The sequence below is a fragment of the Bradyrhizobium sp. SZCCHNS30572 genome (assembly GCF_032484415.1).
Classification (GTDB): Bacteria; Pseudomonadota; Alphaproteobacteria; order Rhizobiales; family Xanthobacteraceae; genus Bradyrhizobium.
The window spans coordinates 94,729-119,560 of the sequence record NZ_JAUESY010000007.1; the positions used below are offsets into that span (position 1 = coordinate 94,729).

At 62.7% G+C, this 24,832-nt stretch carries 21 protein-coding genes and 1 pseudogene; 15 read left to right on the plus strand and 7 right to left on the minus strand.

Going from position 1 to position 24,832, the window contains the following annotated elements; genetic code table 11:
• The first annotated feature begins 8 nt into the window (after positions 1-8).
• The 14 genes from QX048_RS35280 to QX048_RS20265 all read left to right on the plus strand — a co-directional run bounded on the left by QX048_RS35280 (position 9) and on the right by QX048_RS20265 (position 12,769).
• Positions 9-344, plus strand: coding sequence for a DUF1493 family protein (locus QX048_RS35280; RefSeq protein WP_409998028.1), 336 nt, complete (start codon positions 9-11; stop codon positions 342-344).
• Positions 345-646: 302 nt separating this feature from the next.
• Positions 647-2,896, plus strand: coding sequence for a type II secretion system secretin GspD (gspD, locus tag QX048_RS20205; RefSeq protein ID WP_316200636.1), 2,250 nt, complete (start codon positions 647-649; stop codon positions 2,894-2,896).
• Positions 2,896-4,116: a type II secretion system F family protein gene (locus QX048_RS20210; RefSeq protein ID WP_316200637.1), complete on the plus strand. Its 1,221-nt coding sequence runs from the start codon at positions 2,896-2,898 to the stop codon at positions 4,114-4,116. Before gspD ends, QX048_RS20210 begins: the two co-directional genes overlap by 1 nt.
• Complete coding sequence (locus tag QX048_RS20215; RefSeq protein WP_315716364.1) at positions 4,113-4,583, plus strand: GspH/FimT family pseudopilin; 471 nt, start codon at positions 4,113-4,115, stop codon at positions 4,581-4,583. Before QX048_RS20210 ends, QX048_RS20215 begins: the two co-directional genes overlap by 4 nt.
• A 15-nt stretch (positions 4,584-4,598) precedes the next feature.
• On the plus strand, positions 4,599-5,102 hold the full coding sequence (gspG, locus tag QX048_RS20220) for a type II secretion system major pseudopilin GspG (RefSeq protein WP_316200638.1): 504 nt from the start codon (positions 4,599-4,601) through the stop codon (positions 5,100-5,102).
• Positions 5,099-5,527 carry a type II secretion system protein gene (locus QX048_RS20225; protein WP_316200639.1) on the plus strand — a complete coding sequence of 143 codons (429 nt, stop codon included), beginning with the start codon at positions 5,099-5,101 and terminating at the stop codon, positions 5,525-5,527. The genes gspG and QX048_RS20225 overlap by 4 nt, the downstream gene beginning before the upstream one ends.
• A 9-nt stretch (positions 5,528-5,536) precedes the next feature.
• A complete protein-coding gene (locus tag QX048_RS20230) occupies positions 5,537-6,211 on the plus strand; it encodes a prepilin-type N-terminal cleavage/methylation domain-containing protein (protein WP_315786137.1) in 675 nt (224 codons plus the stop codon).
• 8 nt (positions 6,212-6,219) lie between these two features.
• The gene (locus QX048_RS20235) at positions 6,220-7,047 is read left to right on the plus strand and encodes a type II secretion system protein GspK (protein WP_316200640.1); all 828 of its coding nucleotides are present in this window, start codon (positions 6,220-6,222) and stop codon (positions 7,045-7,047) included.
• A complete protein-coding gene (locus tag QX048_RS20240; protein ID WP_410052174.1) occupies positions 7,044-8,834 on the plus strand; it encodes a GspE/PulE family protein in 1,791 nt (596 codons plus the stop codon). The genes QX048_RS20235 and QX048_RS20240 overlap by 4 nt, the downstream gene beginning before the upstream one ends.
• 43 nt (positions 8,835-8,877) lie before the next feature.
• Positions 8,878-9,993 carry a PilN domain-containing protein gene (locus tag QX048_RS20245; protein WP_316200641.1) on the plus strand — a complete coding sequence of 372 codons (1,116 nt, stop codon included), beginning with the start codon at positions 8,878-8,880 and terminating at the stop codon, positions 9,991-9,993.
• A complete protein-coding gene (gspM, locus tag QX048_RS20250; protein WP_316200642.1) occupies positions 9,990-10,559 on the plus strand; it encodes a type II secretion system protein GspM in 570 nt (189 codons plus the stop codon). The genes QX048_RS20245 and gspM overlap by 4 nt, the downstream gene beginning before the upstream one ends.
• A 158-nt stretch (positions 10,560-10,717) precedes the next feature.
• A complete protein-coding gene (locus tag QX048_RS20255) occupies positions 10,718-11,074 on the plus strand; it encodes a hypothetical protein (RefSeq protein WP_316200643.1) in 357 nt (118 codons plus the stop codon).
• Positions 11,075-11,353: 279 nt separating this feature from the next.
• Complete coding sequence (locus QX048_RS20260; RefSeq protein ID WP_315716356.1) at positions 11,354-12,133, plus strand: type II secretion system protein GspK; 780 nt, start codon at positions 11,354-11,356, stop codon at positions 12,131-12,133.
• Positions 12,134-12,613: 480 nt separating this feature from the next.
• Positions 12,614-12,769 (plus strand): hypothetical protein, encoded by a 156-nt coding sequence (locus QX048_RS20265; protein ID WP_315716355.1) that lies wholly within the window; start codon positions 12,614-12,616, stop codon positions 12,767-12,769.
• Here QX048_RS20265 and QX048_RS20270 read toward each other — a convergent pair.
• A pseudogene (locus QX048_RS20270) lies at positions 12,766-13,141 on the minus strand (NAD-dependent epimerase/dehydratase family protein); the annotation flags it as partial. The gene QX048_RS20265 and the pseudogene QX048_RS20270 overlap by 4 nt on opposite strands.
• A gap of 748 nt (positions 13,142-13,889) precedes the next feature.
• Between QX048_RS20270 and QX048_RS20275 the strand changes: the two are divergent.
• On the plus strand, positions 13,890-14,153 hold the full coding sequence (locus QX048_RS20275; RefSeq protein WP_315716354.1) for a hypothetical protein: 264 nt from the start codon (positions 13,890-13,892) through the stop codon (positions 14,151-14,153).
• Between the two features lie 112 nt (positions 14,154-14,265).
• On the opposite strand, the gene QX048_RS20280 is transcribed toward QX048_RS20275, so the two are convergent.
• From QX048_RS20280 to QX048_RS20305, 6 genes are all read right to left on the minus strand, one after another.
• The gene (locus QX048_RS20280; RefSeq protein WP_315716353.1) at positions 14,266-14,748 is read right to left on the minus strand and encodes a hypothetical protein; all 483 of its coding nucleotides are present in this window, start codon (positions 14,746-14,748) and stop codon (positions 14,266-14,268) included.
• Positions 14,735-19,210, minus strand: coding sequence for an RHS repeat-associated core domain-containing protein (locus QX048_RS20285; protein ID WP_315716352.1), 4,476 nt, complete (start codon positions 19,208-19,210; stop codon positions 14,735-14,737). Before QX048_RS20285 ends, QX048_RS20280 begins: the two co-directional genes overlap by 14 nt.
• A 620-nt stretch (positions 19,211-19,830) precedes the next feature.
• On the minus strand, positions 19,831-20,124 hold the full coding sequence (locus QX048_RS20290; RefSeq protein WP_315716351.1) for a hypothetical protein: 294 nt from the start codon (positions 20,122-20,124) through the stop codon (positions 19,831-19,833).
• Positions 20,125-20,998: 874 nt separating this feature from the next.
• Positions 20,999-21,481, minus strand: a complete 483-nt coding sequence (locus QX048_RS20295; RefSeq protein ID WP_315716350.1) for an A24 family peptidase — start codon at positions 21,479-21,481, stop codon at positions 20,999-21,001.
• 329 nt (positions 21,482-21,810) lie between these two features.
• Entirely contained in the window at positions 21,811-23,223 is a 1,413-nt protein-coding gene (locus QX048_RS20300; protein WP_315716349.1) for a mannose-1-phosphate guanylyltransferase/mannose-6-phosphate isomerase, read from the minus strand.
• A complete protein-coding gene (locus tag QX048_RS20305) occupies positions 23,220-23,717 on the minus strand; it encodes a hypothetical protein (protein WP_315716348.1) in 498 nt (165 codons plus the stop codon). Before QX048_RS20305 ends, QX048_RS20300 begins: the two co-directional genes overlap by 4 nt.
• Positions 23,718-24,832 lie beyond the last annotated feature (1,115 nt).

Below are 24,832 nucleotides of genomic sequence, written 5' to 3' on the forward strand. Positions count from 1 at the left end.
ATGTGACTATGGCGCAGGAACTGGCGGAGGGTGATGTTTACAATCGTATCTTATCCTTTGTAGTTCGAGAGACGAATACGCGAAGGTCGCTAACGGAGCAAACAGACATAGCAAGAGATCTTGGTGTAGACGGGGATGACGCTGTTGAGTTTCTTCAACGGTTCCAGTCCGAGTTCGGAGTCGATATGTCTGGATTCCGGTTTGATCAGTACTTTGGCGGCGAAGGCTTCAGCCTGATAGGATTCTTGAGGGGGCTCTCATCAGCTGCGCGGAAGAAGCCGCTAACGATCAAGATGTTATGTGATGTCGTGGCAAGAGGTCGGTGGACAGCAGGGCTGCCATGAAATGAATTACTGTGACGCTGCACTTAATTAGTTGGGCTCCGGGTTTTGGAAGGCCCGCAGGCTCCTCGGACAGGCGGAGCTAAGAAGGCGGGCGCTCGAATCGCTGCAATCATGGGTTGTGTCGGGCCAAATTCTTTGGAGCGTTCGGCGAAAGGGTGTGCATGACTCGCCGGGACGTCGCGCATTCAATATCCCTCGCGATCAAAACCGCTTAAACTGCGGCGGTTATTAGTTGTTCGGCAGTCGGGCTGCGTGGGGGCGGGGTGGTTGTGTTGCGCGGCGGGGGTCGCAGAATTCGGTTGATGGCGCTTCCCGTCGTGCTGGCGCTGTCGGCGTGCCAGACGATGGAGGAGGGCGCGTCGTCGTTCGCCTGGAGCACGAGTGGTGCGGATGCCGGAGCGGCGGCGCAGGCGCGGGCGGCGATGCGCTCGCCGGCTGCAGGCGCGCGTGCGGGCAAGGTGTCGGGTTCGCCGCTGCTCGACGACAACAGAGGCGGGCCCACGACGATGGTCGAGGGCACCGGGCGCTTCGTCGGCGAGTCGCCGACGGGGGCGGTGTCGCGGGGCGCGGAGGATGTTGCTGACGGCGTCACTATCAATCTTGCTGGCGTCCCGGTGCCGCAGGCGGCGAAGACGGTGCTCGGGGATATTCTCGGGGTGAAATACACGGTCGATCCGGGGATCGAGGGGCGGATCACGATCCAGACGCCGAAGCCGGTGGCGCGGGCGGCGGTGATCGATCTGTTCCAGGCGGCGCTGCGGGCCAACAATGCGGTGGTGGTCAACAATCGCGGGATCTATCGCATCGTGGCGGCGGACCAGACGGCGGTGTCGGCGGCGTATCGCACCGATGATCCGGCCGATGGCGGCGAGATGGTCGGCAACGGGCTGCAGGTGGTGCAGCTGAAATATGTCTCGGCGTCCGAGATCAGGCGCGTGGTCGAGCCGATCGCGCCGCGCGGCGGCGTGGTGCGGGTCGATGATGCGCGCAATCTGATCACGCTCTCGGGCAATCGTCAGGAGATCGCGGCGATGATGGATGCGATCGCGCTGTTCGACGTCGACACCATGAAGGGGATGTCGTTCGCGCTGATCCCAGTCAAGACCTCGGCGCCAGATGCGATCGCAAGCGAGCTGAAAAGCGTGTTTGCCTCAGACCGCGACGGGCCGATGGCCGGCATGGTGCAGTTCGTGCCCAACAAGCGGCTGCGCTCGATTCTGGTGATCTCGCCGCAGGTCCAGTATCTGCGCCGCGCCGAGACCTGGATCCGCAAGCTCGACGCGCAGGCGCAAGGGTCCGAGAAGCAGCTGTTCACTTATGCGGTGCAGAACCGGCGCGCGCAGGAGCTGGTCGACGTGCTGCAGTCGATGTTCCCGACGGACACCCAGACCGCGACGGCCGGGCGGCGTACGGTGGCGCCGAACTATCAGGAGGCGAGCGTGCAGTCGCAGCCTGCATCGTCCGGCGGTGGGTTCTCCGGGGCATCGTCATCGGGATTCACCGGCGGTCTCGGATCGTCCAGCGGCGGGATGGGGGGACTGCGGACCCCGGCGCCGACCACGTCCACGCCCAGCGTCACGGCGGCGGCGCCCGCGCCCTCCGGCCGCGACGGCGATGCGGATGGGCCGCGGCTGCGGATCGTGGCCGACGAGGCCAAGAACGCGATCCTGATTGAGGCGGCGAATGCCGATTACAAGCGCGTGCTGCAGGTGATCGAGCGGCTGGATCAGATGCCGAACCAGGTACTGATCGAAGCCACCATCGCCGAGGTGACGCTCAACGACGAGCTGCGCTTCGGCGTGCAATGGTACATGCAGAAGCACAGCTCGAAATTCACCCTGACGGAGGCGGCCTCCGGCGCCGTCAGCTCGGTGTTTCCCGGCTTTTCCTACGCGCTGACAGCGGCCAACATCGCCGCCACGATCGACACACTGAACCAGATCACCAACGTCAACATCGTGTCCTCGCCGTCGCTGGCGGTCATGGACAACAAGCCGGCGGTGCTGCAGATCGGCGATCAGGTGCCGATCACGACGCAGTCGGCGACCGGCACCCTGACGCCCGGCGCGCCGATCGTCAATTCCGTGAGCTACAAGGATACGGGCGTGATCCTGTCGATCATCCCGCGCATAAATGAGAGCGGGCGGGTGCTGCTCGACATCGAGCAGGAGGTGTCGAGCGTGGCGCCGACCACGTCGTCGAACATCGATTCGCCGACCATCAGGCAGCGCAAGATCAGGACATCGGTGGTCGTGAACGACAATGACGCGCTGGTGCTGGGCGGGCTGATCCAGGAGGGCCGCACCACCGGCCGGAGCCAGCTGCCGATCATTGGCGACATCCCGTTCATCGGCAATTTCGCCGGCAGCCGCGACAACGTCATCGGCAAGACCGAGCTGATCATCCTGATCCGGCCGCACGTGATGCGCAGCCTCGACGAGGCGCGCAGCGTGACCGAGGAGTACCGCCACTTCATGGCGATCGAGGGCCCGCATCGCCGTCCGCCGGTGCGGCGGCGTGTCGAGGACACCGGACGCAGGATTCTCGACTGATGCCGCGCTTCCGCTATCGCGCCTACGGCACCGACGGCTCCTTCGCGGAGGGGACGATCGAGGCCGCGTCCGCGGATGCGGCGAGCGCGACGCTGTGGGCGCAGGGGTTGTCGCCGTTCCAGATGCAGGCCGCCGATAGCGCCGGCACGGCATGGTGGAACCGCGAGATCACGCTCGGCAACGGCGCGGCGCGCGCGGACCTCTTGGCCTTCACGCGCGAGTTCGCCACGCTCTGCGCGGCCGACATTCCAATGGACGACGCCTTGCGCATCGTGCAGACGCAGGCCTCGGCAGCGCGGCTGCGCACCCTGGTCGAGGCACTGCTCGCCGATGTCCTCAATGGCCGCCCGTTGTCGGAGGCGATGCAGGGCCAGCCGCGCATCTTCCCGGCCGACTATGTCGCTGTCGTGCGCGCCGGCGAGAGCGGCGGGCGGCTGGCACAGGTGCTGACCGAGCTCGCCGAGCTCCTGGAGCGGCGGGCGGAGATCCGTGCGCGCATCCAGTCGGCGCTGATCTATCCCGCGATGCTGATCGTGCTGAGCCTCGCAACGCTCGCGATCATCGTTGGCGGCGTGATCCCGTCGATGGCCCCGATCTTCACCCAGAGCGGCAAGCCGCTGCCATTGACCATCCAGCTGATGCTGGCCTTGAAGGCGCATTGGCTCGAGATCGTGGTCGGCGGCGTTGCCGCCATCGTGGCTGGGGGGGCGGTCGTCGCATTCGTGCTGGCCGATCCCGGCCGCCGCCGGCGTCTCGACCGGCTCGCGCTGCGGCTGCCGCTGTTCGGCGGCTTCCTGCTGCAGCAGGACACGGCACGCTTTGCGCGCACCCTCGGCACGATGATGATGGCCGGCGTGCCGCTGATCGCGGCTACGAAATCGGCGAGCGACGTCGTCGACAACCGTCATCTCCGCGCCGGCATGGAACAGGCGATCGAGAAGGTCCAGCAGGGCACAGCGCTGCACCGCGCGCTGCGCAACGAGGTCGCCTTGCCGGCCGTGGCGCTGCAGATGATCGCGGTCGGCGAGGAGGCGGGCAAGCTCGACCGCATGCTGTTGCGCGTGGCGCAGATGCTGGAGAAGCAGCTGCAGACCAGCGTCGATCGCTTCATGGCGGCGTTGACGCCGGCGATGACGGTCGGCATCGCATTGATCATCGGCGCGCTGATCATGCCGGTGATGAACGCCGTCCTCAGCATCAATGATCTGGCGGGGCGATGAGCGCGCGGGCGGCAGTGGGACGGGACGAGGCGAGCGCCGGCTTCACGCTGGTCGAGATGCTTGCCGTGCTCGTCATCCTGGCGCTGACGGTATCCGCCGCCGTCCCTTTGCTATCACGCGGCGCCGGCACCGTGAGCCTCGATGCGGCGACAGGCGAGATTGCGTCGGCGCTGCGCGCCACGCGCTCCGCTGCGATCGTGCAGAACCGCGTGATGACCCTGAGCATCGACGTCGACCGCCGGGCCTTCAGCTCGGATGTCGTCCGGCCGCGCACCTTCGCGCCGGACATCCAGGCGAAGCTGACCTATGCCGCCGCGACGCGCGTGGGCGCCGCCGTGGGCGGCTTCCGGTTCTTTCCGGACGGCTCGTCGACCGGCGGCGATCTGAGCCTGGAGTTGAACGGGCATCATATCAGGCTCTGTGTCGAATGGCTGACAGGGACGGTGCGGACCGCCGCGACGTGTTGAGGGGAGGGGACGATCATGCTGGGATGGATGGAATGTCGTGATGTCGTGAAGCTGCGCGTGGCCGCGTGGCGCGGGCAAATCCGGCTTCGTCTGCGCAGAGGCCGCGATGGCGAGGCCGGCTTCACCTTGGTCGAGATGCTTGTCGTCATCACCATCATCGGCCTGATCATGGGTCTCGTCGGCCCGCGCGTGCTGAGCTATCTCTCCGACTCCAAGCTCAAGACGGCGCGGATCCAGATCCGCAGCCTGTCCTCGGCGCTCGACCTCTATCACCTTGACAACGGCCGCTACCCGACCGCAGCCGAAGGGCTCGGTGCGCTGGTGCAGAAGCCGGCCACCGCTGCCACCTGGAACGGGCCCTATCTCAGCGGCACTCTGGTCCCGAACGATCCGTGGGGACGGCCCTATGTCTACAAATTCCCGGGACAGCACGGCACCTACGACATCGTCTCGCTCGGGCCCGAGGGACGTGAGGACGAAACCTCGGCCGCGGCCAATGTGACGAGCTGGCAGCCGTGACTCCCGCCACGGCAGAGATGAAGCACGCGGACGGCGGCGACGCCGGCTTCACGCTGGTGGAGGTCCTCGTCGCACTGGCCATGCTGTCGGTCGGCCTCACTTTGGTGATGAGCCTGTTCTCGACCGGACTGTCGCGAACGGGCATGGCCGAACGCGTGGCTGGTGCAGTTGCGCTGGCGCAGTCGCTCATGGCCCAAGTCGGCAATTCGATTCCGCTGCGCACCGAGACGCGCGATGGCGCCGAGGCGAACGGCTATCGGTGGCGCCTTGCGATGCAGCCCTATCGGCCGGCGCCAGGCGGCGTTGCACGCCCGGTCGAGCTGTATCAGGTCTCGGTCGAGATCGGCTGGCAGGAAGGGCAGGACCCGCGCTCCTATGCGCTCTCGACGCTTCGCCTCGGGCCCAGTGTCTCCAAGTCGCAGTGAGCCAGACCGATGACGTCGCCGAAAGCAAGCGGGATGGATGATCGCGACGCCGGCTTCACCCTGGTCGAGGTTCTCGTTGCGCTGGCGCTGTTCAGCCTGCTCGCCGTCCTGCTGTTCGACAATCTCAAATTCGGCGTGCAGGCCTGGCGCAGCGGCAGCGCCCGCGCGGAGTCGTTCCAGCGCGAGCTCGCAGCGCAGGACGTGCTGCGGCGGCTGATCGGCAATCTCTATCCGATGATGCTGGGCGAAGGCGCGGCGCAGCGGCGCATCGATATCGACGGCCAGGCCGAGAGCCTCGAGTTCCTCAGCGACGCGCCGGCCGTGTCCGGTGGGGCCGGCCGCTTCCGCTTCAAGCTGCTCGCCGACCGCAGGCGTGATGGGGTCGATCTCGTTCTGCAGTCCCGACCCGAACTGGCGGTGAAGCAGGACACCGAGCGGACGCTGCTGGTGTCCGACATCGATCGGATCGAGCTCAGTTATGCGGCAAGAGCAACGGGAGACGCCAATGCGGCCTGGAGCACAAGCTGGAAGGATCAGAGCGAGGCTCCCGGCCTGATCCGGCTGCGGGTCCTGATGCGTCCCGGCGATGCCCGTCACTGGCCGGAGCTCGTGATCGCGCCGCGGGTGCAGGCCGATGTGGCCTGCGTCTACGACGCGCTCACGATGCGCTGTCGCGGGCGATAGGGGGCGACATGCCGGTGCTGTCGGTTCTCTGGGGGCTCGCGCTACTGACGGCGATTGCGCTGTCGCTGTCATGGTCGAGCAGCGTGTCCTATGGCCTTGCCCGTAACGGGGTCGATCAGGCCTCTCTCGGTGCGCTCGTCGAGGCCGGCGTGAACGCCGCCATCGACGGTCTGCTCGATGCCCGGGCGGACCACCGCTGGCGCGCCGACGGCCGTCTCTACACGCTCGATTTCAACGGCACGCGGATCGGCATCAGGATTCAGGACGAGCTCGGACGGGTCGACCTCAACCAGACCGATGAGGCCATGCTGAACAGCCTGCTGCTATCAGCAGGGCTGGATGCGCGGGCCGCCGCCGGCCTGGCCGACAAGATCGTGGACTGGCGAACTGCAACGTCTCTGAAGCATCTGAACGGCGCCAAGGACCGGGACTACGCGTCGCGCAACGCCGCCTATCATCCGCGCAACGGTCCGTTCCAGAGCGTCGATGAGCTGCTCCTGGTCATGGACATGACACCTTCGATCTTCGCCCGGATCGCGCCGGCGCTCACGGTCCATTCGGGACGGCAGTTCGTCGATCCGCAATTGGCGCCGCGCGAGGTGCTGCGCGCGCTGCCTGGCATGACCGTGCAGAGCGCCGAAGCGACGCTGGCCGCGCGTGACGGTGCCAGATCTGGCCTCGCCGAAGGCAACCCCATGACGGTGCTGCGTGGCCGCGCCTTCACGATTCGGACCGAGTTTTCCTACGCGTCACGCGTGGTCGCAGGCGAGGTCGCGGTGCGCCTGACGGAGAATCCGCAGCAGCCCTATTGGGTGCTGAGCTGGGGGACGCGATGACCGGACGCGCAGGGCCAGCGATGCAGCAGGACGCCGCCTTCGCCGCAGACATTGAGGAGCCGCGAGCGCAGCTGCACCGGTCCATGCCCGACATGGGCCGGACCGCGCTGTTGCAGAGTTTTGGCGACTTCCTGCGGGCCGAAGGCATCGTCGATCGTATGAGCCTCGACCGTGCCGGACGCGCGGCGCAAACCACCGGAGACAGGCTCGACACCGTGCTGACCAAGCTCGGTCTGGTGTCGGAGGCCGGTCTGGTCGCGGCGTTGGCGAAATTCCTGGCACTCGATCTGGTGCGTCCGGATCAGATTCCGATCGACCCTGTGTTGCCCGAACTGGTCGAAGCGGAGTTCGTGCGTCACAATCATGTGCTGCCGCTCGGCTGCAGCGATGGCCGGCTTGCCGTCGGCGTGACCGATCCGTTCAACCACGATCCGATCCGGGCCCTTGCATTCCTCACGGGCCTTTCGGTCGACATGCGGCTGTTCACGGCGGCGGATTTCGACAAGGCCTGCGCGGGGCTCTATCCCGCCATGTCGCGTAGCGACGAGACCCGCGCCACCGGCGGCGCCGAGGCCAACGAAGCCGACGTGCAGCGGCTGCGCGATCTTGCGAGCGAGGCGCCGATCATCCGCCTCGTCAACCAGATCATCACCAGTGCCGTCGAGGCGAGGGCGTCGGACATCCATATCGAGCCCAATGTGGACCAGGTGCTCGTCCGCTATCGCATCGACGGCGCCTTGCGCTCGGTCCAGGTGCTCGCGGCGGACCTGCGTGCCGCGATCACGTCCCGCGTGAAGATCATGTCGAAGCTCGACATTGCGGAGCGGCGCCTGCCGCAGGACGGGCGCATCAAGATCGCGGTCCGTGGCATCGACATCGACTTCCGCGTCTCCACGATCCCCACGGCCTTCGGCGAAAGCGTCGTGCTGCGCGTGCTCGACCGCAATCGCATCAGCCTCGATTTTGTCGAGCTTGGCTTCTCCGCGGAGCATATCGCGACGCTCCAGGCGCTGCTGCAGCAGCCCAATGGCATCATCCTGGTCACCGGACCGACCGGCAGCGGCAAGACCACGACGCTGTATACGGCGCTGAAGACGCTCAACAGCACCGAGCGCAAGATCTTCTCGGTGGAGGACCCGATCGAATATCAGATGCCGGGGATCAATCAGGTGCAGGTCCAGTCGGAGATCGGGCTGACGTTTCCTCACGCGCTGCGCTCGATGCTCCGGCAGGATCCGGATATCATCATGATCGGTGAAATCCGCGATCTCGAGACGGCGCGCATCGCCATTCAGGCCTCGCTGACCGGTCACCTCGTGCTCTCGACGCTGCACACCAACGATGCGGCGTCTGCGATCACGCGGCTGATCGACATCGGCGTCGAGAACTATCTGCTGGCCTCGACGCTGAAGGGCGTGATTGCGCAGCGCCTAGTGCGCAGGCTCTGCCCTCGTTGTTCCCATGGACATCCGCAGGCGGCCTATTGGGCGGAGAGCTTCGAGCGCTCCGTGACCGGGCTCCGTGCGCATGGGCGGCCCGACATTCGCCAGCCTCTCGGCTGCTCCGATTGCGGCAATGCCGGCTTCTCCGGTCGTTCGACCATCGCGGAGATGCTGGTCATCGACGAGGCATGTCAGAGTCTGATCCTGGCCAAGGCGTCGGACACTGCGATCGAGCGCGCCGCCCGCGAGCAGGGCATGCAGAGCATGTACGAGACCGGAGTCCGGAAGGTCTGGCGCGGCGAGACCACGATCGACGAAGTTCTGCGCGCGACGCGCATGGGATAGGGCGGCGGGACGGGCGATGCATGAGAGCAAGGATAGAGGCGCGTTGCTGGCCACGGTTCGTGCGGCGCGTCCGCGCGACTGGGCGCAATCGGCGGCCGCCTGGTGGTGCAGGGAAGCGGTCGATCTGCTGCCGCAACGGTTCGTGGCCGCGCTGGCGCCGGCCGGCCGGCCGAGACTTCTGGTCGATCGCGACGACACGGGGATCCGGCTTCAGTTGAACGATCCCCGATCAGGAGTGCAGGCTGGTGAAACGACCCATGCAGGTGAGGTGACGGCGGCGATCGCATCCATCCTGCAGCGTCATGGTCTGGATCGGCGCGACGTGGATCTGGGCTTGCGTCTGCCGGAAGAGAGCGTTTTCCGCCGCGAGCTCATGCTTCCACCCGAGGCGAAGGGCGCGATCGATACGATCGTGCCGCAGGACCTGTTGCGCCGGACGCCGTTCAAGGCGGAGGACATCTATTGCGACCACTTGACCGCCACATCGCCTGACGGTCGGATCGCGGTTCGGCAATGGGTGACGCGGCGCCATCACGTGCAGCAGGCCGCAGATCAGCTCGGGCTTGCCGTCGCGCACATCGACTTTGTCGTGTTCGGCGACGATCAAACCTCGCCGTCGATCCGACTGGCGCGTCCTGCGGCTGCCCGCAAGACCTCCACCGTTGCGATCGCTGTGCTCGGCGCGCTCGCCGTGCTTCTAGGGTCCGGCATCGCGGTCCTGACCTTTGCCCGGCAGCAGGCCACGCTCGATCGGCTCGAAGCCGAGATCGTTGTGGCCCGCAAGGGCGCCGAGCGCGTTCGCGTCCTGGTGGATCAATTGCGGGAGCGGCGGACGGCGCTGTCGCGTCTTCGGCTGCAGCGCAGCGAAGTGCCGGGATTGATCGACGTCTGGGATGAAGCCTCGCGCATTCTGCCGAAGCATTCCTGGCTGACCGAATTGCGGCTCGTGGAGGGAGCGAACCCGCGGAGCGCAACGGTCACGATGACCGGATTCTCGGCCGCGGCGCCGAGCCTGATCAACACGCTCGGTGGATCGAGACTGTTCGTGGACGCTGCCCTGACGTCGCCGGTCGCGATGGATCCGATCGAGAACCGGGAACGCTTTTCATTGCAGGCCAGGATTCGTGTGCCCGATGCCATCAAGGAGGTGGCGCCATGAACGAATGGACGAAGCGCAGGGGCGCGCTCGGACGCCGCAGCCTGTTCATCGTCGTCAACCTCGCGCTTCTTGCGCTGTTGTTCTGGCGCTTCGTGGCGCCGATCGCGGCGATGTTCGCCGAGCGGGAGGCGCGGATCCAGCAACAGCAGGCGCTGCTGGCACGGTTGAGCGCGATCGCAGCCCAGGCATCGGCCATCGAGGGCCTTGCCTCCGAAACCGAGGCGCAGCTCCAGAACGGGGAGTTCCTGACGGGTGCGAATGAGAACGTGATCGCCGCCGACCTGCAGACGAAGCTGAAGACGATCATGGGCAATGCCGGCGCCCAGTCCCGCGCGATTCAATCGCTGCCGGGCCGGACCGTCGATCAGATCAAGTACAGCGGCGCGCGCATCGACCTGTCTGGGCCGTTGCCCGCCGTCATGCGCGCGGTCCACGCGGTCGAGAGCGCAAGGCCATATTTGTTCATTGCCAATGCGGTGCTGAAGAGCGCGCCTGCGATGCGCCCGGGAACGGCCGAGGAGCCGGTGCTTCAGGCGCAGCTCGATATCTACGGTGCCGTGCAATGAGGAGCTTTGTGCGATGGCGGGTGAGGCCGCATGCCGCCGTTCTGGCGCTCCTGGCGGGTCTTGATCTAGTGCTCGGCGCCTGGCTCGCGACGTCGGTCGGAGGCGGAGAAGCGCCCGGTGCCCGCCGCGCGGCTTGGCAAGCGCCGGTGCCCCGGACCATGGCGGGCGTGGCTGGACGGCAGCCGCTGCAGACATATGCCGAGATCCTGGCCCATCCGGTGTTCCAGAAGTCGCGCGAGCCGTTCGTTCCGCCCCCACCCGCGCCGCCACCGCCGATGCCGGTGGCCGCTCCTCCCCCGGTGGCCATTGACCCGGGGCTCCTGGTCGGCGGCGTCATGATCAACGGCGGCACGAGCAAGGCCTATCTGCTCAGCAAGGTGGGAGGTGGCGCAGGCTCCTGGGTCAACGAGAACGAGACGTTTCAGGGCTGGCGGGTGACGTCGATCGACGCGTCAGGTGTTCGGATCGAGCAGGCGGGGCGCGCGATCGACTTGCAGCTCTACCCCAAGAATTGAAGAATACAGGCCGCGCTGCGGCCCCTCGAGCCGGAGTAGAATAGCCTTGTTCGCACAGACGAAAGATCAAGGGCCAATCCGCAGACAGCCGCTCGTAGAGGAGGAGCGCGAATTGTTCGTTCCTGCTTGGCTCGGCTTCTCGGTGCTCTCAAATGAGCTAGGTCTCTTACATGTCTTCTCGAAACCGTCGTCCGCCAAGCGATCTTCGGACCATGGCAGTCCCAGAGATCAGAAATGCCAGTCATAGCGGTCCTGTGGATCCTAGGATTATTGACAACGTTGTCACTGTCGCTGCTCTGGGGCAGCGAGGTGTCGTACCGCCTCGCCCGCAACGATTGTGAACTTGCGATTCTGAGTGCGACTGCAGACGGGGCGCTGGACTACGCCGTGTCGGGATTGTTTGATCAAAAATCTGATCGCCTCTTGCGTCCAGGTGTAGGCGAGGTTCACCTGCTCCACTTTGGCGAAGCCGAGATCCGGATCGTGATCCAGGACGAGCTCGGCAAGATCGACATCAACCAGGCCGACCCCGCCTTGCTTGCCAGTTTGCTGCGGTCGGCGGGGCTAAACGCCGATGCGGCAAGTGGGCTTGCAGACAAGATCGTGGACTGGCGAACCGCGAGCGAATTGAAGCATCTTAATGGCGCCAAGGAGTTCGACTATCGCGCGGCGAATAGTCCCCACCGGCCGCGCAACGGTCCGTTTCAGAGCGTCGACGAGCTTCTTCTCGTAATGGACATGACGCCTGCTCTCTTCCAGCGGATCGAACCAGCCGTGACCGTGTATTCCGGAAGCCAGTTCGTTGACCCACGACGTGCCACACCTGAAGCTCTGGCGGCGATGCCCGAGATGATCAGTACGCAAGGGACAGCCTCCGATCGCCCGCCTCCATTTCCGATCGGCGCAAACGAAGAGCCAACGTCATCCTTGCGCGGTCGCGCCTTCACGATCTGTATCGAAGTCGTAAAGTCAGGCCAGGTTTCTCGATATCGAGCTGTTATTCGAATGACGGACAATCCGGTACATCCCTATTTCCTTCTCAGCTGGAAGATGACGTAGGCTCGCGACCAGTGCTCTGTCAGAGACGTAGTGTCTGTGGAACACCTTCCTGGCCGCGAGCTTGGCGAGGACGTCGACTATCGACCGGAAGACGCTCGACGCAGCTGTCAATGGCTTGTGCGAAAGCGGGACGCCGCGGCGCCGTACCCCGCGGACCAAATAGGCGTCAAGCGCCAGTCAGTAGGGCCGCAGAGCTACGCTTACGTTGGAGCGACGAAGACGAGGCCGCAATGTCACGGAAACATGGGACGGCTCAGTCCGCGCGGTGGCAAGGTGCTACGTATTGCTGCCGCAGCAAATGTTTGATCCGCACCGGCAATCGAGAGATGCGGCTGGCAACCGGGAGGCTAGCTAGCCGCGGTGGCGCAGGCACTTCACTGATAGGCCACGCTTTCTCGTGAAGTGCGCCGCGTCTTGTCGCCGAACGGGGGGCTCGCCGCTATCAACAACAGCTGTCGGACGGAGGAGTGTGAGGCTCTCATGGCAGCCGAGCACTTCATCAGGGCCGAGAATCCGGATTATTCGCGGCACTATCGGGGTCTTGACATCGTTGCTGAGATCGAGGCTTACGGCAGCTTCAACGAGATCCAGCGCCGAATGGCCTTTGGTGGTCTCGCCCTTGCCAATGATGACTAACGACTGCGTCGTCGCTTCGCGCAGAATGCCCGATAGGCGAGCCCGACTCCCACTTCCAGGGAAGTCGTCGCGCGCCAGCCAAGCTTCGAGAAGCTTGCGTGGTGTGCCATCCGGCCGTGACCGGTCAAAGCTGATGCTGCCCTTGAAGCCTACTACGGTGGCAACCACGCGGGCGAAGTCGGCAATGGTGATATCCTCGCCAGTGCCGATGTTGACCAGCGCGGTGTCCGAATAGGTCTTCATTAGGTGCACGCAGGCATCCGCCATGTCGTCGGCATAGAGGAACTCGCGCCGCGGCGTGCCGGTGCCCCAGACCACGACCTCCGGCGCATCCGCGAGCTTGGCCTCATGGAAGCGGCGGATCAGCGCCGCGTTTGCGCCGATGGATGGGGTCGGCTAAATCCCATGATCTGCGATCGCCGAAAATCTCGGCTGGAAGCTCCCGGGCGTTGTCAGGGACATTAGATCGATGGCGCTGCTCGACACGTACGAGGCGCAGCGCCATCGGACGTCGCTCAACACCGACCATCCTTGACGCTCTACGGATTTGCTCGGCCTTTTCGCTGCGATGCTCAAGACCAAAGACGCAAAGGGGGAGCTGGCGACGAGTCTCGTCGTGTTGCCGACGGCCATCTCGACCTTTACGCGTGCGTCTAGTTCAACTTTGCCGGTATCGGGTAACCCACTGTTGGTTCGCCAGCCATCGTCTCGGATTGCACAACCTTGCCGCCCGATGCTTTGACGGCGTTCGCTCTGCCGCGTGCTTTGTGTAGATCTCTAGGCGATCTCACAATGATCCGCCCTGATTAGATCCTGCGGCATTGCTAAAGCTGCTCGGCTCGCTGGACGGCGCGTTGATGCAGGCATTGGACCATGGTCGCGGCTAGCCTCCCACGCATCTTACGTGCGGACCACAAGTTCCACTGACGAACACCTCCTCGATTTCGGGCATCAAGGTAACGGCCTCATCGACGGTCGCTTCGATATCCGCCTCTGTTGGCGCCGAACCCAGCCACCCCCGCGCATCGAACCAGCGCCTGAAGAATGGGCGACGATACACCTGGAAGTATTGTTCGAGATACTGGACCCATACGTCCTCTGCAGGAATGCGCCCTGACGCATGGACAATCCCCTCTCGAGGGACGATGCCAAGGTTGAGGCGAAACGCGGGGCGGCCGCACTTGTCGAGCTGGATTTCGACGATCTGAAATCCTTGAATGCCTTCGCGCCGCAGTCTCCCAAATGGGAATGCGGAACGAATCTCCCGGCTCCGCGCATCACTGCCCGTAAGCGGGATCGTCCGGAATCCTCGCTGCTCAAGCGCTGGGACGATTCTCAATTGAACGACCCGTCTCAGCGCATGCCTAACCTTTTCCGTCATTAGCCATCGATTCGGTCGCCGACAAGTATCAACATCATTGGTATGAGCCGGTCCATCAGTTAACCGCCGTATCACTGCAATGTAGTGGTGAAGTCATGCTGGTTTTTTCGAGGAATCAGGACCCAGCAATGAGCGCGTCGAGGCAGTCTAACGGCGCCGGTGCTCCCAGGGCGTCAAAGAGCTCTGACGCCGTTGACGACCGGGCCGCTTGACTTACAGCCTGTTCAGGATCCGTCTTGTCAAAGTACTGCTCAACGAGTGCGGGACGTTTTGTTATATAGTTGACGGCGCGCTGCCGCATCTCACTAAAGCGAACTTCAGGCGCCTGGCGCAGAGTTACCGATATCTTCCTGGTCCCACCATTCAAAAAGCTGAATATTCTTCGCCAACGGCTTTCACCCCAAAGATGCTCGAAGCGAATCTCATCAATCCGCCAGATTGTCCCGTCACGATCCAAAACAGTTACCCCGAGATAGCGCTCAAGGACCCGTTCTCTCGGACCCGTCGAGACTTTGAACGCATCGCTGCTATATGGCAGGATCGTTTCTCTTCTCTCATCAAAGAACAGCAAGGTACGTGGCCCACTATCTGCAGTCACATCCGCCTCCCCGGGGTGAAGTGCCCGCTAAAATTGCGCCGATCGTTAGGCTCTTAGACCATCCGGGGCCAGCCACCCAAGCCAGCTCGGGATACTGCGCGAGCGTCGAATTGAGGGACGCGGAGATGGGATTGGTGTTCCAGGGCTGGTTCTTAATCCAATCCGGTACCATCCGTCCTATGCCTTGGTTCCGCTCCAATAGCCAATGATGTCTTACCTGCCCTTCCCCGAGCAGCTGAATGCCTTCCCTGTTCATCCATTTGCGTGTCGCGTTCCAAGTATGACTCCCAAAATCCTTAAATCGGAACGCTCCCTTCTCCAAGGCGCCAGCGAGGCCCCCCCCGACGAGGCTGAGTCCAACCTCTCCGAGGTTAATGCACCGCCAGTTTCCGCCGTTCTCGTAGAGCTGAAGTCCAATATCTGCTGCGGCAAAAGCGAGGCCCCACGCGAATTCTCCCGTCGGATCTGTAAAAGAGACAGGATTCCCGCCAGCGTAAACATAGAGGCTCGGCCCTGCGACGAGCCCAAGCGGATCTGCCTGCGTGTATCTCCCAATCGATGCATCGTAATGCCGATGCCAGTTGTAGTGAAGCCCTGACTCGACGAGAAAATACTGACCCGGATATCGCAGGTTGTTGCTTGCGGTTCCGGTGATCGAGCGGACCTCACCGTAAGGCCAGTACCATGCGTCCCAAACCACGGTCTGGTTTGCGTCGGTCATCTTGCTCGGGCGATCGAGATGATCAGGATGCACGTACCATTGTTTAGGCGTTGCCGTGTCTAGATCGGCAAAAAGCGCAAGGGGTGTATCATCCAGCCAGACGTATTCCCGCTGCGTCGTGCCGTTCGCGCCAGCCTCGGCCAATAGCCGCCCAGAGCTGTCATAGATATAGTGGGTCGTCGTCGATGGCGTCATATTCTGGGTGGTCCGAACGGCCATCCGCTCGAGCCCGTCATAGACGTAGCTCGCGGTCACCGTCGTGCCGATTGTGAGCTGATCGAGCCGATTACGATTATTATAGCGGTAGTTGTAGGTCGTAGTGCCCCTGACATCAGTGACGATATTGCCGGCTCCGTCATTCGTGACGCTGCGCAGCGTATTCGTGCCCTCAGTGGTGCCGACGTAGAGATTGCTGTTGTAAGGATAGCCTAAAACTCTTGTCGTGGTGGTTGTACCATTTGTAAAGACGTCGCCGGTCCGATTGCCGACCGGGTCCTGCCAATAGGTCTGCGTCCCCCAGTCCCCGTAGACATTCTGCAGCCGATGACTCGGAGTGAAGACATAGTTGTCGGTCCGACCGGCGACATTGTTGTCCCAGACATTGGTGATGTCGAAATCATCGTACCAGTAGGTATAGGCGCGGTTGATGACCGAATTCGATCCCTGCTCGACCACGAAGGTGCTCAAATTGTAGTCCTGCGTGAATGTCTTCCACAGGATTAGGTCATTGCCGTACGAGAGCGACTGCAATGGACCGAAGGGTTGGTAAGTCACCCACTTAGCGAGCAGCATTTCGGCAGTTGCGGCGCCCGGCTGCTGCGTCACGGTGTTCACGAGCCCCGTTGCACCGCGGTAATAGTTGACGATCCGGCCGGATGGATAGGTGATGCGGGTCAGATTGCCGTCGAGATCATAGGCATAGCCAACGAGGTAGACGATCCCGGCTGTTGTCTTCTTCTCCTGAATGGCCTGTCCCAGCGAATTGAAGGTCCACTCGATGCTCCCGGAGGCGTCGTCGATCCGTGTCAGGCGCCCAACGCCCTTGTTTCCGCCAGATGTCCCATCCCAGGAAAATGTGACGTTCTCCCCCGGTGCAGCCGGATATTGCTTGCTCAACACGCGCCCTGCCGCGTCATAGGTCAGATTGGTAACGACGCCACGCCCGTCAGTCATTTGCGTCGGTCGGCCGGCGGCATCGTAGACATAGGTGGTCGTGCCCGTATCGGGGCTCGTTCGCTGGATTACGTCGCCGAAGCCGTTCCGCACGAAAGTGGTGTTGAGAGAGCGGGGATCGCTATAGCTGGTTACTTCATCTCTGCCATCGAGGGTGACCGTCTCGCTGTTGCCCTCCTCGTCTTTCGAATTGATCAACCTGTTCAGCGAATCGAATGACCAGCCGAAGACATTCGAGCGCGGGTCGGTGATCGAGACGCGATTATTGGTCTTGTCGTAGCCGTGAACCCAAGTCTGCTTTGAAGCCCCGATGAACTTCAACAGTCGGCCGAGTTCGTCGAATACGGCCGTCTGCGCCAACTGGATGGTTCCGTCAGATCCCTTGATCTGCCGCGCTGTGACGTTGCCCATCGCATCGCGCGTCAGTGAGATGGATGCGCCAGTATTATCCTGGATCTGAACCACCCGCCGCGCATCATCATAGGTATAAGACAGATAGGCGCCGTTCGCGCGCGTCACTCTGGTGACATCGCCAACTGCATTGTATGTCAGCGACATCGTCGCGGCCAATCCCGATGGGTCGACGGTGACAGTCAGTAGTCGGCCGAGCGCGTCGTAGGTAAGGCTGGTGGTGACGCCGTTGGGATCGGTGACGAGCGTCGGCTGTCCGCGGTAATTGACCGAGTTGATGATCGTGACCTGTCCGATCTCGTTTGTGTAGGAGGCAGGATAGCCGTTGGCATCGTACGAGAAAGAGACCGTATCGCCTGGGCCGGGGAGGGGGCCGTCAACGCTCGACAGCAGCGTCCCGGTATAGTTGAACGTCCAGGTCCGCGTCTGTCCATTGGTCGAATACGGCGCCGTCTGCGACGTCGTGTCGGTCTGGGTCACTTGCGACAGCTGACCGGCCGCGCTCCAGGTGTATGTCGTGGTCAGGCCAGGTTCGACCTGTTGCGCGACCACATTAAAGGTGTTGTCGTACACGAAACCCGTGGTAGTCGCCGCTGCGGTGCCACTTCCGCGTACGATCGAGGTCGGGCGTCCGTAAGAATCCCTCGTATAGGCTGTGACGCGTCCCTCGTCATCGGCGACCTGACTGACCTGCCCAAGCGTATTGTAGCTGACGGATCGGGCCGAAGCGGGGCAATTGGTGGTCGCCTGGCCGACCACTCCTGCTGACTTCATCGTCCCCTCTCGCTTTGCAAACGAGTAGGTAGCCTGCTTTCCAAGAGCATTGGTGACCGTACGGGTCACGGCAGCATCGTCATAAACAACCGTGGTCAGGTCTGCGCCACCCGCGTGCGAGCTGGAGATCGGTCGCCCATCCGGATCGTATGTCCAAGTTGCGTAACGTACGCCTCGGGCGTCAGTCACTCCGGTGAGAAGGTCCGGAAAGGTCGTGTTCTCGTAGTGATACGTCGTCACATCGAGCTGCTGCCATACTCCGTTGTTCTTTTCCGACCTCGTGACAGTCGTCAGGTTGCCGTTCGTATATCCGTAGTCGATCTTGAAGTATTCAGTGGGGCCTGTGCTCTGCGCATAGGTGTAAAATGTTGCGGTCGAGACATGGAGAGGGGCTCCCGAGGCGCTCGTCTCGTAGCGAAAATCGATATGCCTCGAATCGGCGAATCCTATGGAGTCGATTCGCGTGGGATGCACGGCTGTGTTGGCGATGATGTCCTTGCTGACGCCGTTCCTTTCCGTGATCGATTTGGGCCAATAGGTATTCCCGCTCTGTATGAAAATGACCGTTCGATCATTCTCGTCCTTGAACGAGAAGAGCTTCGTGCCGCCATTGTCGAAGCTCGTCAGCGATACTTTCGAGTCGCTGTAGGCGCTCGCGTAGACCCCCGGCGTCGGCTGGTTGAAATCGTATTCGACGCCGTCTGGCGAGAACACGGCAACGGTGTTGCCAACGAGTATCTCGTACTCGAAGTCGAAGTGCCACCGTGCCGTGCCTAGCCGTTGTCCCGGCGTTCCGCGGCTTCGATAGTGGCGTACAAGCCCGAGCGGGCGCGCTCCTCCCGACACGAAGTCGACGGCATCCTCAGACTTCGAAGATCCCGAGAGTGAGATCGGATTGCCAACGCTCGGATCAGTTGTGCACGGATCGGGGTTGTTCTGCGGCGCGGGGGCGTGGCTGTTCGGGGGGCCGCGGCTCGGATCCTTTGTGCACACTCCTCTCTGCAGTGCGTAGCCGGAGACGCAGTCGGGCGATGTGATGTTGATCTCGTACGCCACTCGGGTGGCGTCGGCAACGTAGCATATAAGGCTGCCGTTCGGGCGAACTTCGACGCCGTTGAATTTCAACGGCAAATGAACGTCATAATCGTAAAAGCCGATGATGATATATTGCGGGTACAAAGCTGCGAGCTGACAAGCGGCGGCTGGCTCGGTGACGTACTGGGTAGTCAGAGGGATATTGTTGACGACGATCGGATATCCCAATTGCGGGTTTGCATCGGCTGCGGTTGCGGCGCACGCGAGAATGAAACAGGTTCGTCCCAGGCAACGAAACTGACGCGCCGCCCCGAGAAACATCTGGAAAATCGGAGCAAGAACCTTCAAGCCAAAAGTACAGCCAGAATCAGTATTTCTAATCCAAGAGGATACGAAATATTGGATTGTAGAGTGCTCGATCGCTCTTTGTCCCGCCGCTCCGATCGCTGACGACATCCCATGCCCCTCGCCTGCTTCCCCGTAGATTTACGGGGGACATAAGATAGAAGTCGCATTATACCTTCAACGGTTGTGTGGCTTTATCAACAACGTTAGGGTGAGCCGCTAGAATTGGTCTGAATGATTGCAGGAGCTATCGCCGAAAGTTGGTGACGGCGGGAGTCCGAAGTCGGCATCGAAAGGCTGCGGGGCCAAAGGCTTGAGCGGATCATTGAGACCAGGCCGAGGCAAGGTGTGATTCCGCTGGGGGAGGTGCGCAGCTGCGGGGGGCGCTCGGCTTCTGAGTTCATCGTCGGAGCTATCGGAGATCGAAGAGGCGGTACCTATTGGAATCGCCGGGCCACGAACTCTCGGCACTCCCATATTCTCTTATGTCCTGGTTCTGGTGCTGGGGTGGCTGACCCTATCGATTCTTTTGGTTGTGCGGCTACAGTTGTTCAATTCGCGGGTCCTAACCCTTGAGGAGGCAAGGCCCTCGTGATCAAGTCGATCAAAGAGTCGTCGATGGATCAGGAGGACGCAGATCGCTTGGGGGAGCAGGTTCGCGGGTCAAATCGGTTCACCGCATAGCCCAAGCCGTCGCCGAGGCACGCGGTTGAAAGCAGGCCGGCCTGCCGACGTACCTCGATCGCCGTGTGAGTGAGGTCCGGCCGACGTTCTGATACGATGCCCCGGACGCTCTGTATCAGCTTCGTGCCGTCCATCAGCGACGCAATGAGCTCCCCGGTTAGTTCGCGCAGGCGCGGCAGATCGTTGTCATATGCGTCGATATCGAATGCCGTCAGCCCGGGATTTCCCTGCACGGCCTGAGGCGCTCGCTAAATCGGAGACGTGGCATGTTTCAGTTTCAGGACAAGAATTATCGAGGGTTCCCGACGGATCATCGTCTCGTACGCTAATGCTTCGCTTGGACGCGAGGTGCGACGGGCCGCGGTGGCACCGAAACTTTGCAGGACGTCCGAATGAGGAAATGTCTCGATTTCTAGCAGATTGGAAGGCTCGGAACCCGATGCCGACCGTCTTCAAGCTGCAGTGGGATCGCATTCCAAGGTCTACAAGGGCATAGGCGTGGGGACCGCTGAGTTGGGAAGCGGCGGGGGCGATTTCTCATGCAGGTAATCAGAGCTCTTCTCGCCTGGCTATCTGGGGCCGATTCGCGCCTATCGTGGCTTGAGAAGCAGGTTCTCGATTGTGTGCGAGCGCGGCTGGATGATCGAATTCGATATTTGTGGGATCGTCAGGTTCAGACTATCAACAAGGTCCAACGGCTGCCAAACGGCGTTGAGGTGGACTTCTACAGGATGTCAAACGGACGACCGAGCTTCGACGGGAGTATGGCATTCCCCAACAAGAGAGAGGTAGCTTTGGCTACGGCTGCCTGAAGAGTGTCAGGCAGGATGTCATCATCGGAGTGCGATTGTTATACGAGCCGTTGAGTAGCCAACAGTGTTGACGGATACGCTGACCGAATGGTCGATGTTGTGACCGAGAACGGCAGCTGCGCATCGGCGCCACTGAGGATGACCAAAGCGCCATGCAGCAAGCACTCCACTGCTCCAGTGGCGGGTGCACGATCGACCTTCAGCTCTATTCCCGAAACTGACGACGTTCTAAGCTTGATGGTTCAAACGCCCAGGGCTGGGAGAATCCCCCTGCGGGTGCCCGGATGTATACGAATCAAACGAGCCATCGACTTTCCTGCGCAGCAAGGGTGACGAGCAGCCCAAAAGCCAGAAATGGTCCAAACGGGACCGCGCTCTTCCGTGTGACGGAGTAGCCAGCCGCATGTAGGGTGGCGACTACCGCGAGCGCCGATAGTGAGGCGGACAACAACTGGAGAGGGATGCCGACCGAACCAACCCAAAAAGTCGACGCAGTCAGTAGCTTCACGTCGCCTAGTCCCAGGCCCTGCTGCCTTCGGATGACGAAATAGAGCCAGCGTAGGAGCCAGACGGCAGCAGCGACGATCATTGCCTGGAGAACTGTTTCGACGACGGCAGGCAATCCGCCCAGGGCAGCTGCCCGAAACGCCCCAATTAGGGCGATCGTCGCATTCAGCGCGTTGGGTATTGTTCTGCGCTTGAAATCGATCCAAGCCAGCAAAACCAAAAGGCCTGGTAGGAAGATCAGACAAGCCGTAGCTACCCCAAGTCCGGTCATCGCGTACTAATGAGCTGCGCGCGGGGATAGTGCTGGATGCAGTCGAATCCGAATCCCCACAGTGCACATTTGATTGGGAAAATCACCTTCTCGCCCCGCGCGTGAAACAGGCGATTGATATTGCCAACAAAATCTCCGCGTCCGAGTGCTCGATAACCCTGAGTAAACACTCACGCTATTCCCCCATTTCAAGTGTCAATGCGGGAAGTCACGACTTCGCTTCTGGCCGATGTTTTGGTCGTGTTCTCCGTCAAAGTCGGGAGGCAGGCCAGCGGCTTGCCGAGCATCGCCCCCAGCTCGGCTCGCGTGATTCGCGGCGAGACCCCGCCCTACTCGCGGCGGTAATCGTCCTCGATGCGGATGATGTCGTCCTCGCCGAGATAGGATCCGGTCTGGACCTCGATCAGTTCCAAGAGGATCTTGCCCGGGTTCTCCAGCCGGTGCACTGCGCCCATCGGAATGTAGATCGATTCGTTCTCGTGCACGGTCTTGACCGTCTCGTTGATGGTGACCCGCGCCGCGCCGCGCACTACGATCCAGTGCTCGGAGCGGTGATAGTGCTTCTGCAGCGACAGCCGCTGGCCGGGCTTGACGATGATGCGCTTGACCTGGTGACGCTCGCCATTGTCGACCGAGTGATAGCTGCCCCAGGGCCGGTGCACCTTGATGTGCGCCTCGGTTACTTCGGGCGCGACGGTCTTGAGCTTGGCCACCAGCCGCTTCAAGCCGTTGGCATCGCGCTGGCGCGACACCAGCACGGCATCCTGCGCCGCCACCACGACGAGATCGTCGACGCCTTCGAGCGCGACCAGCGCCTTGTCGGTGACCACGTTGCAGTTGCGGGAGTCCTCGAACACGGCGGTGCCGCGCGCGGCATTGCCCTGCCCGTCCTTGTCGGACAGTTCCCAGACCGCATGCCAGGAGCCGACGTCGGACCAGCCGCACGACACCGGGGCGACGGCCGCCCGCTCGGTCTTCTCCATCACGGCATAGTCGATCGAGATCGGCTTGGCCGCGGCGAAGGCGTCGGAGTCGAGGATGATGAAGCCGAGGTCGCGGGCGGCTTTGGCGACCGCATCGGTCACCGTCTGCACGCTGGCGGCATCGAATTTGCGGTATTCGTCGAGCAGGACCGACGCGCGGAACATGAAGTTGCCGCTGTTCCAGAGATAGCCCTCGCGAATGTAGCGCTCGGCGGTCGGCTGATCCGGCTTCTCGACGAATTTTGCGACCGCCCGCACCTCCCCGCATACCGGTGCACCCGGGCTGATATAGCCATATTCGGTGGCCGCGCGCTCCGGATTGACGCCGAAGGTGGCGATGCGGCCGGCCTCGGCGGCAGCGAGCCCCTGGCGGCACGCCGCGAGGAAAGCCGCGGTGTCGCGAACGACGTGATCGGCCGCCAGCGCCAGCACGACGGCGTCCTGATGGCGCGACTGGGCGAAAGCGGCTCCGGCGGCGATCGCCGGGCCTGAATCGCGCCGCATCGGCTCCAGCACGACGTCGGCCTCGATGCCGATCTCGGCCAGTTGCTCCAGCACCATGAAGCGATAGGCCAGGTTGGTGATGATGATCGGCCGCTCGAAAAGATCGGCATCGGAGACGCGCAGCAGCGTGTCCTGGAACGTGGAACGGGCGCCGAACAGCGGCAGGAACTGCTTCGGCCTGACCTCGCGCGAGGCCGGCCAGAGCCGGGTCCCGGCGCCGCCGCACATGATGAGAGGAATGATGCGTCCGGTCATGAAATCAACCCGTCAAATCCGATGGTAGTCGCGGTACCATTTTGCAAAACGTCCGATGCTGTCGGCGATCGACGTCGCCGGCCGGAAGCCGATGTCGCGTTCGAGGTCGCTGACATCGGCATAGTTCGTCTCGACGTCTCCGGCTGCATCGGAAACATCTTCATGATGGGCGGACGGCCGAACTCCTTTTCAAGCACCTTCCCGAGGGCACGCGTGGCCGGGAGTACCGAGCCCGGATCGGCTTGGTGGGCACTGTCAATCGGAACGGTGACGAAGACGCAAGCAGCCGCGGCCGTCTCGCTCGGATCGGTGGTGAAGTGCAAGTCCGGCCGATTCAGAGTGGCCGACGGGATCTCATAGCTGCTGTCCCTACCGTCTTCTAGCTTGGCCATTTGGACGACGTCGATGTCAAATCCGATCGCCGGGTGGCCGGCTTGCACGAACGCTGCCGCGACCGGCGAGCCGGCATAAGCACCGCCTATCGCTGCGATCATTAGTCCATGGGACATAAACTGGTGTTCCGGTTGTTTGCGAGGCCATTGACGCCACCCCGCGGCTGTTTAGCCACTGGGGCGTCAGTACCGCAAGGGGGGCGGTCTCCGCCGCGGCATCGCCTAAAGTCCGGCCCCGCTAGGAGGGGAGTTGCGCGTCGCGCACTCGACTTCGGAATCTTAAGAGCCAAAGTTGCCATGGCGTGGGTGCATTTTGACTCCCCTCTTTGGATCGCGGCTCGCTCGCGTCTTTTCGGGCCAATGAGCTCGAATTCGCCGGACGCATCATGGCCAGCGCGAGAACATTCTCTCGGCGCGTACTGGCGGGGGCCTTCATCGATCAGCCAGCGGAGATTCTCCACGTAGCTCAGGCCAGAGCGGGGGGTAAACTGTGGCGGAGGAGAGATGATCGTCGGGTACACTGGCAGGTACACGATGCCTTTGGAGCGCGAAAAACATCATATTAATCATGCTGATAGAGAAATTTTCGATTCCGCCCCTGGGCACCACGCTTCGCCCGTTGGGCTACGCGTGGCGCAGCCGCGCTGTAGCCCAACGGGCGAAGCGTGCCCGGCGAAGCCTCTTGGCGAAGCCGGGCGTTTGAGCCCCCCAAGTCTCGCTTGAGACCCGCTCTCTGATCTCCGATCAACCTTGTCAAACAGCCTGCCGCTCGTCGCCGTAGCTCGCGCCCATGCGCTCGCAACCTCGCGGCTGGATTGGCCCGAGCTCCGCTGCATGTGAGCGTCCTCATCAATTGAGAGGGCGCAGGGAAGGCCGAGTGCCGACTGGCACCCATGGCCCCCGTGCGAAAGAAGTGCACGGGGCAGGAACCACAGGCTCAGCCGGAAACAACCCGGCCTTCCCTGCGCGATGGTTTGAACGGCTGCTCCGCGCTCTCCCAGGGGACCGGGCTTGCTTGCCCCCGTCATCGGGATGTCGCCGACCAAGACACCAGCATCGGGGTGTCGGGACCACACGGCTTGACCGTCCACGGAACGACGTTCGTCCGCACCCCAAAGGAGATGCTGCGTCGCCCCGCGGCCACCGCTCCCCGCCGCAACGTCTCGTGACGATCGCGATGCGCCCCTCTCAGTGCGGGCGGGATGGCGGGAAATGTG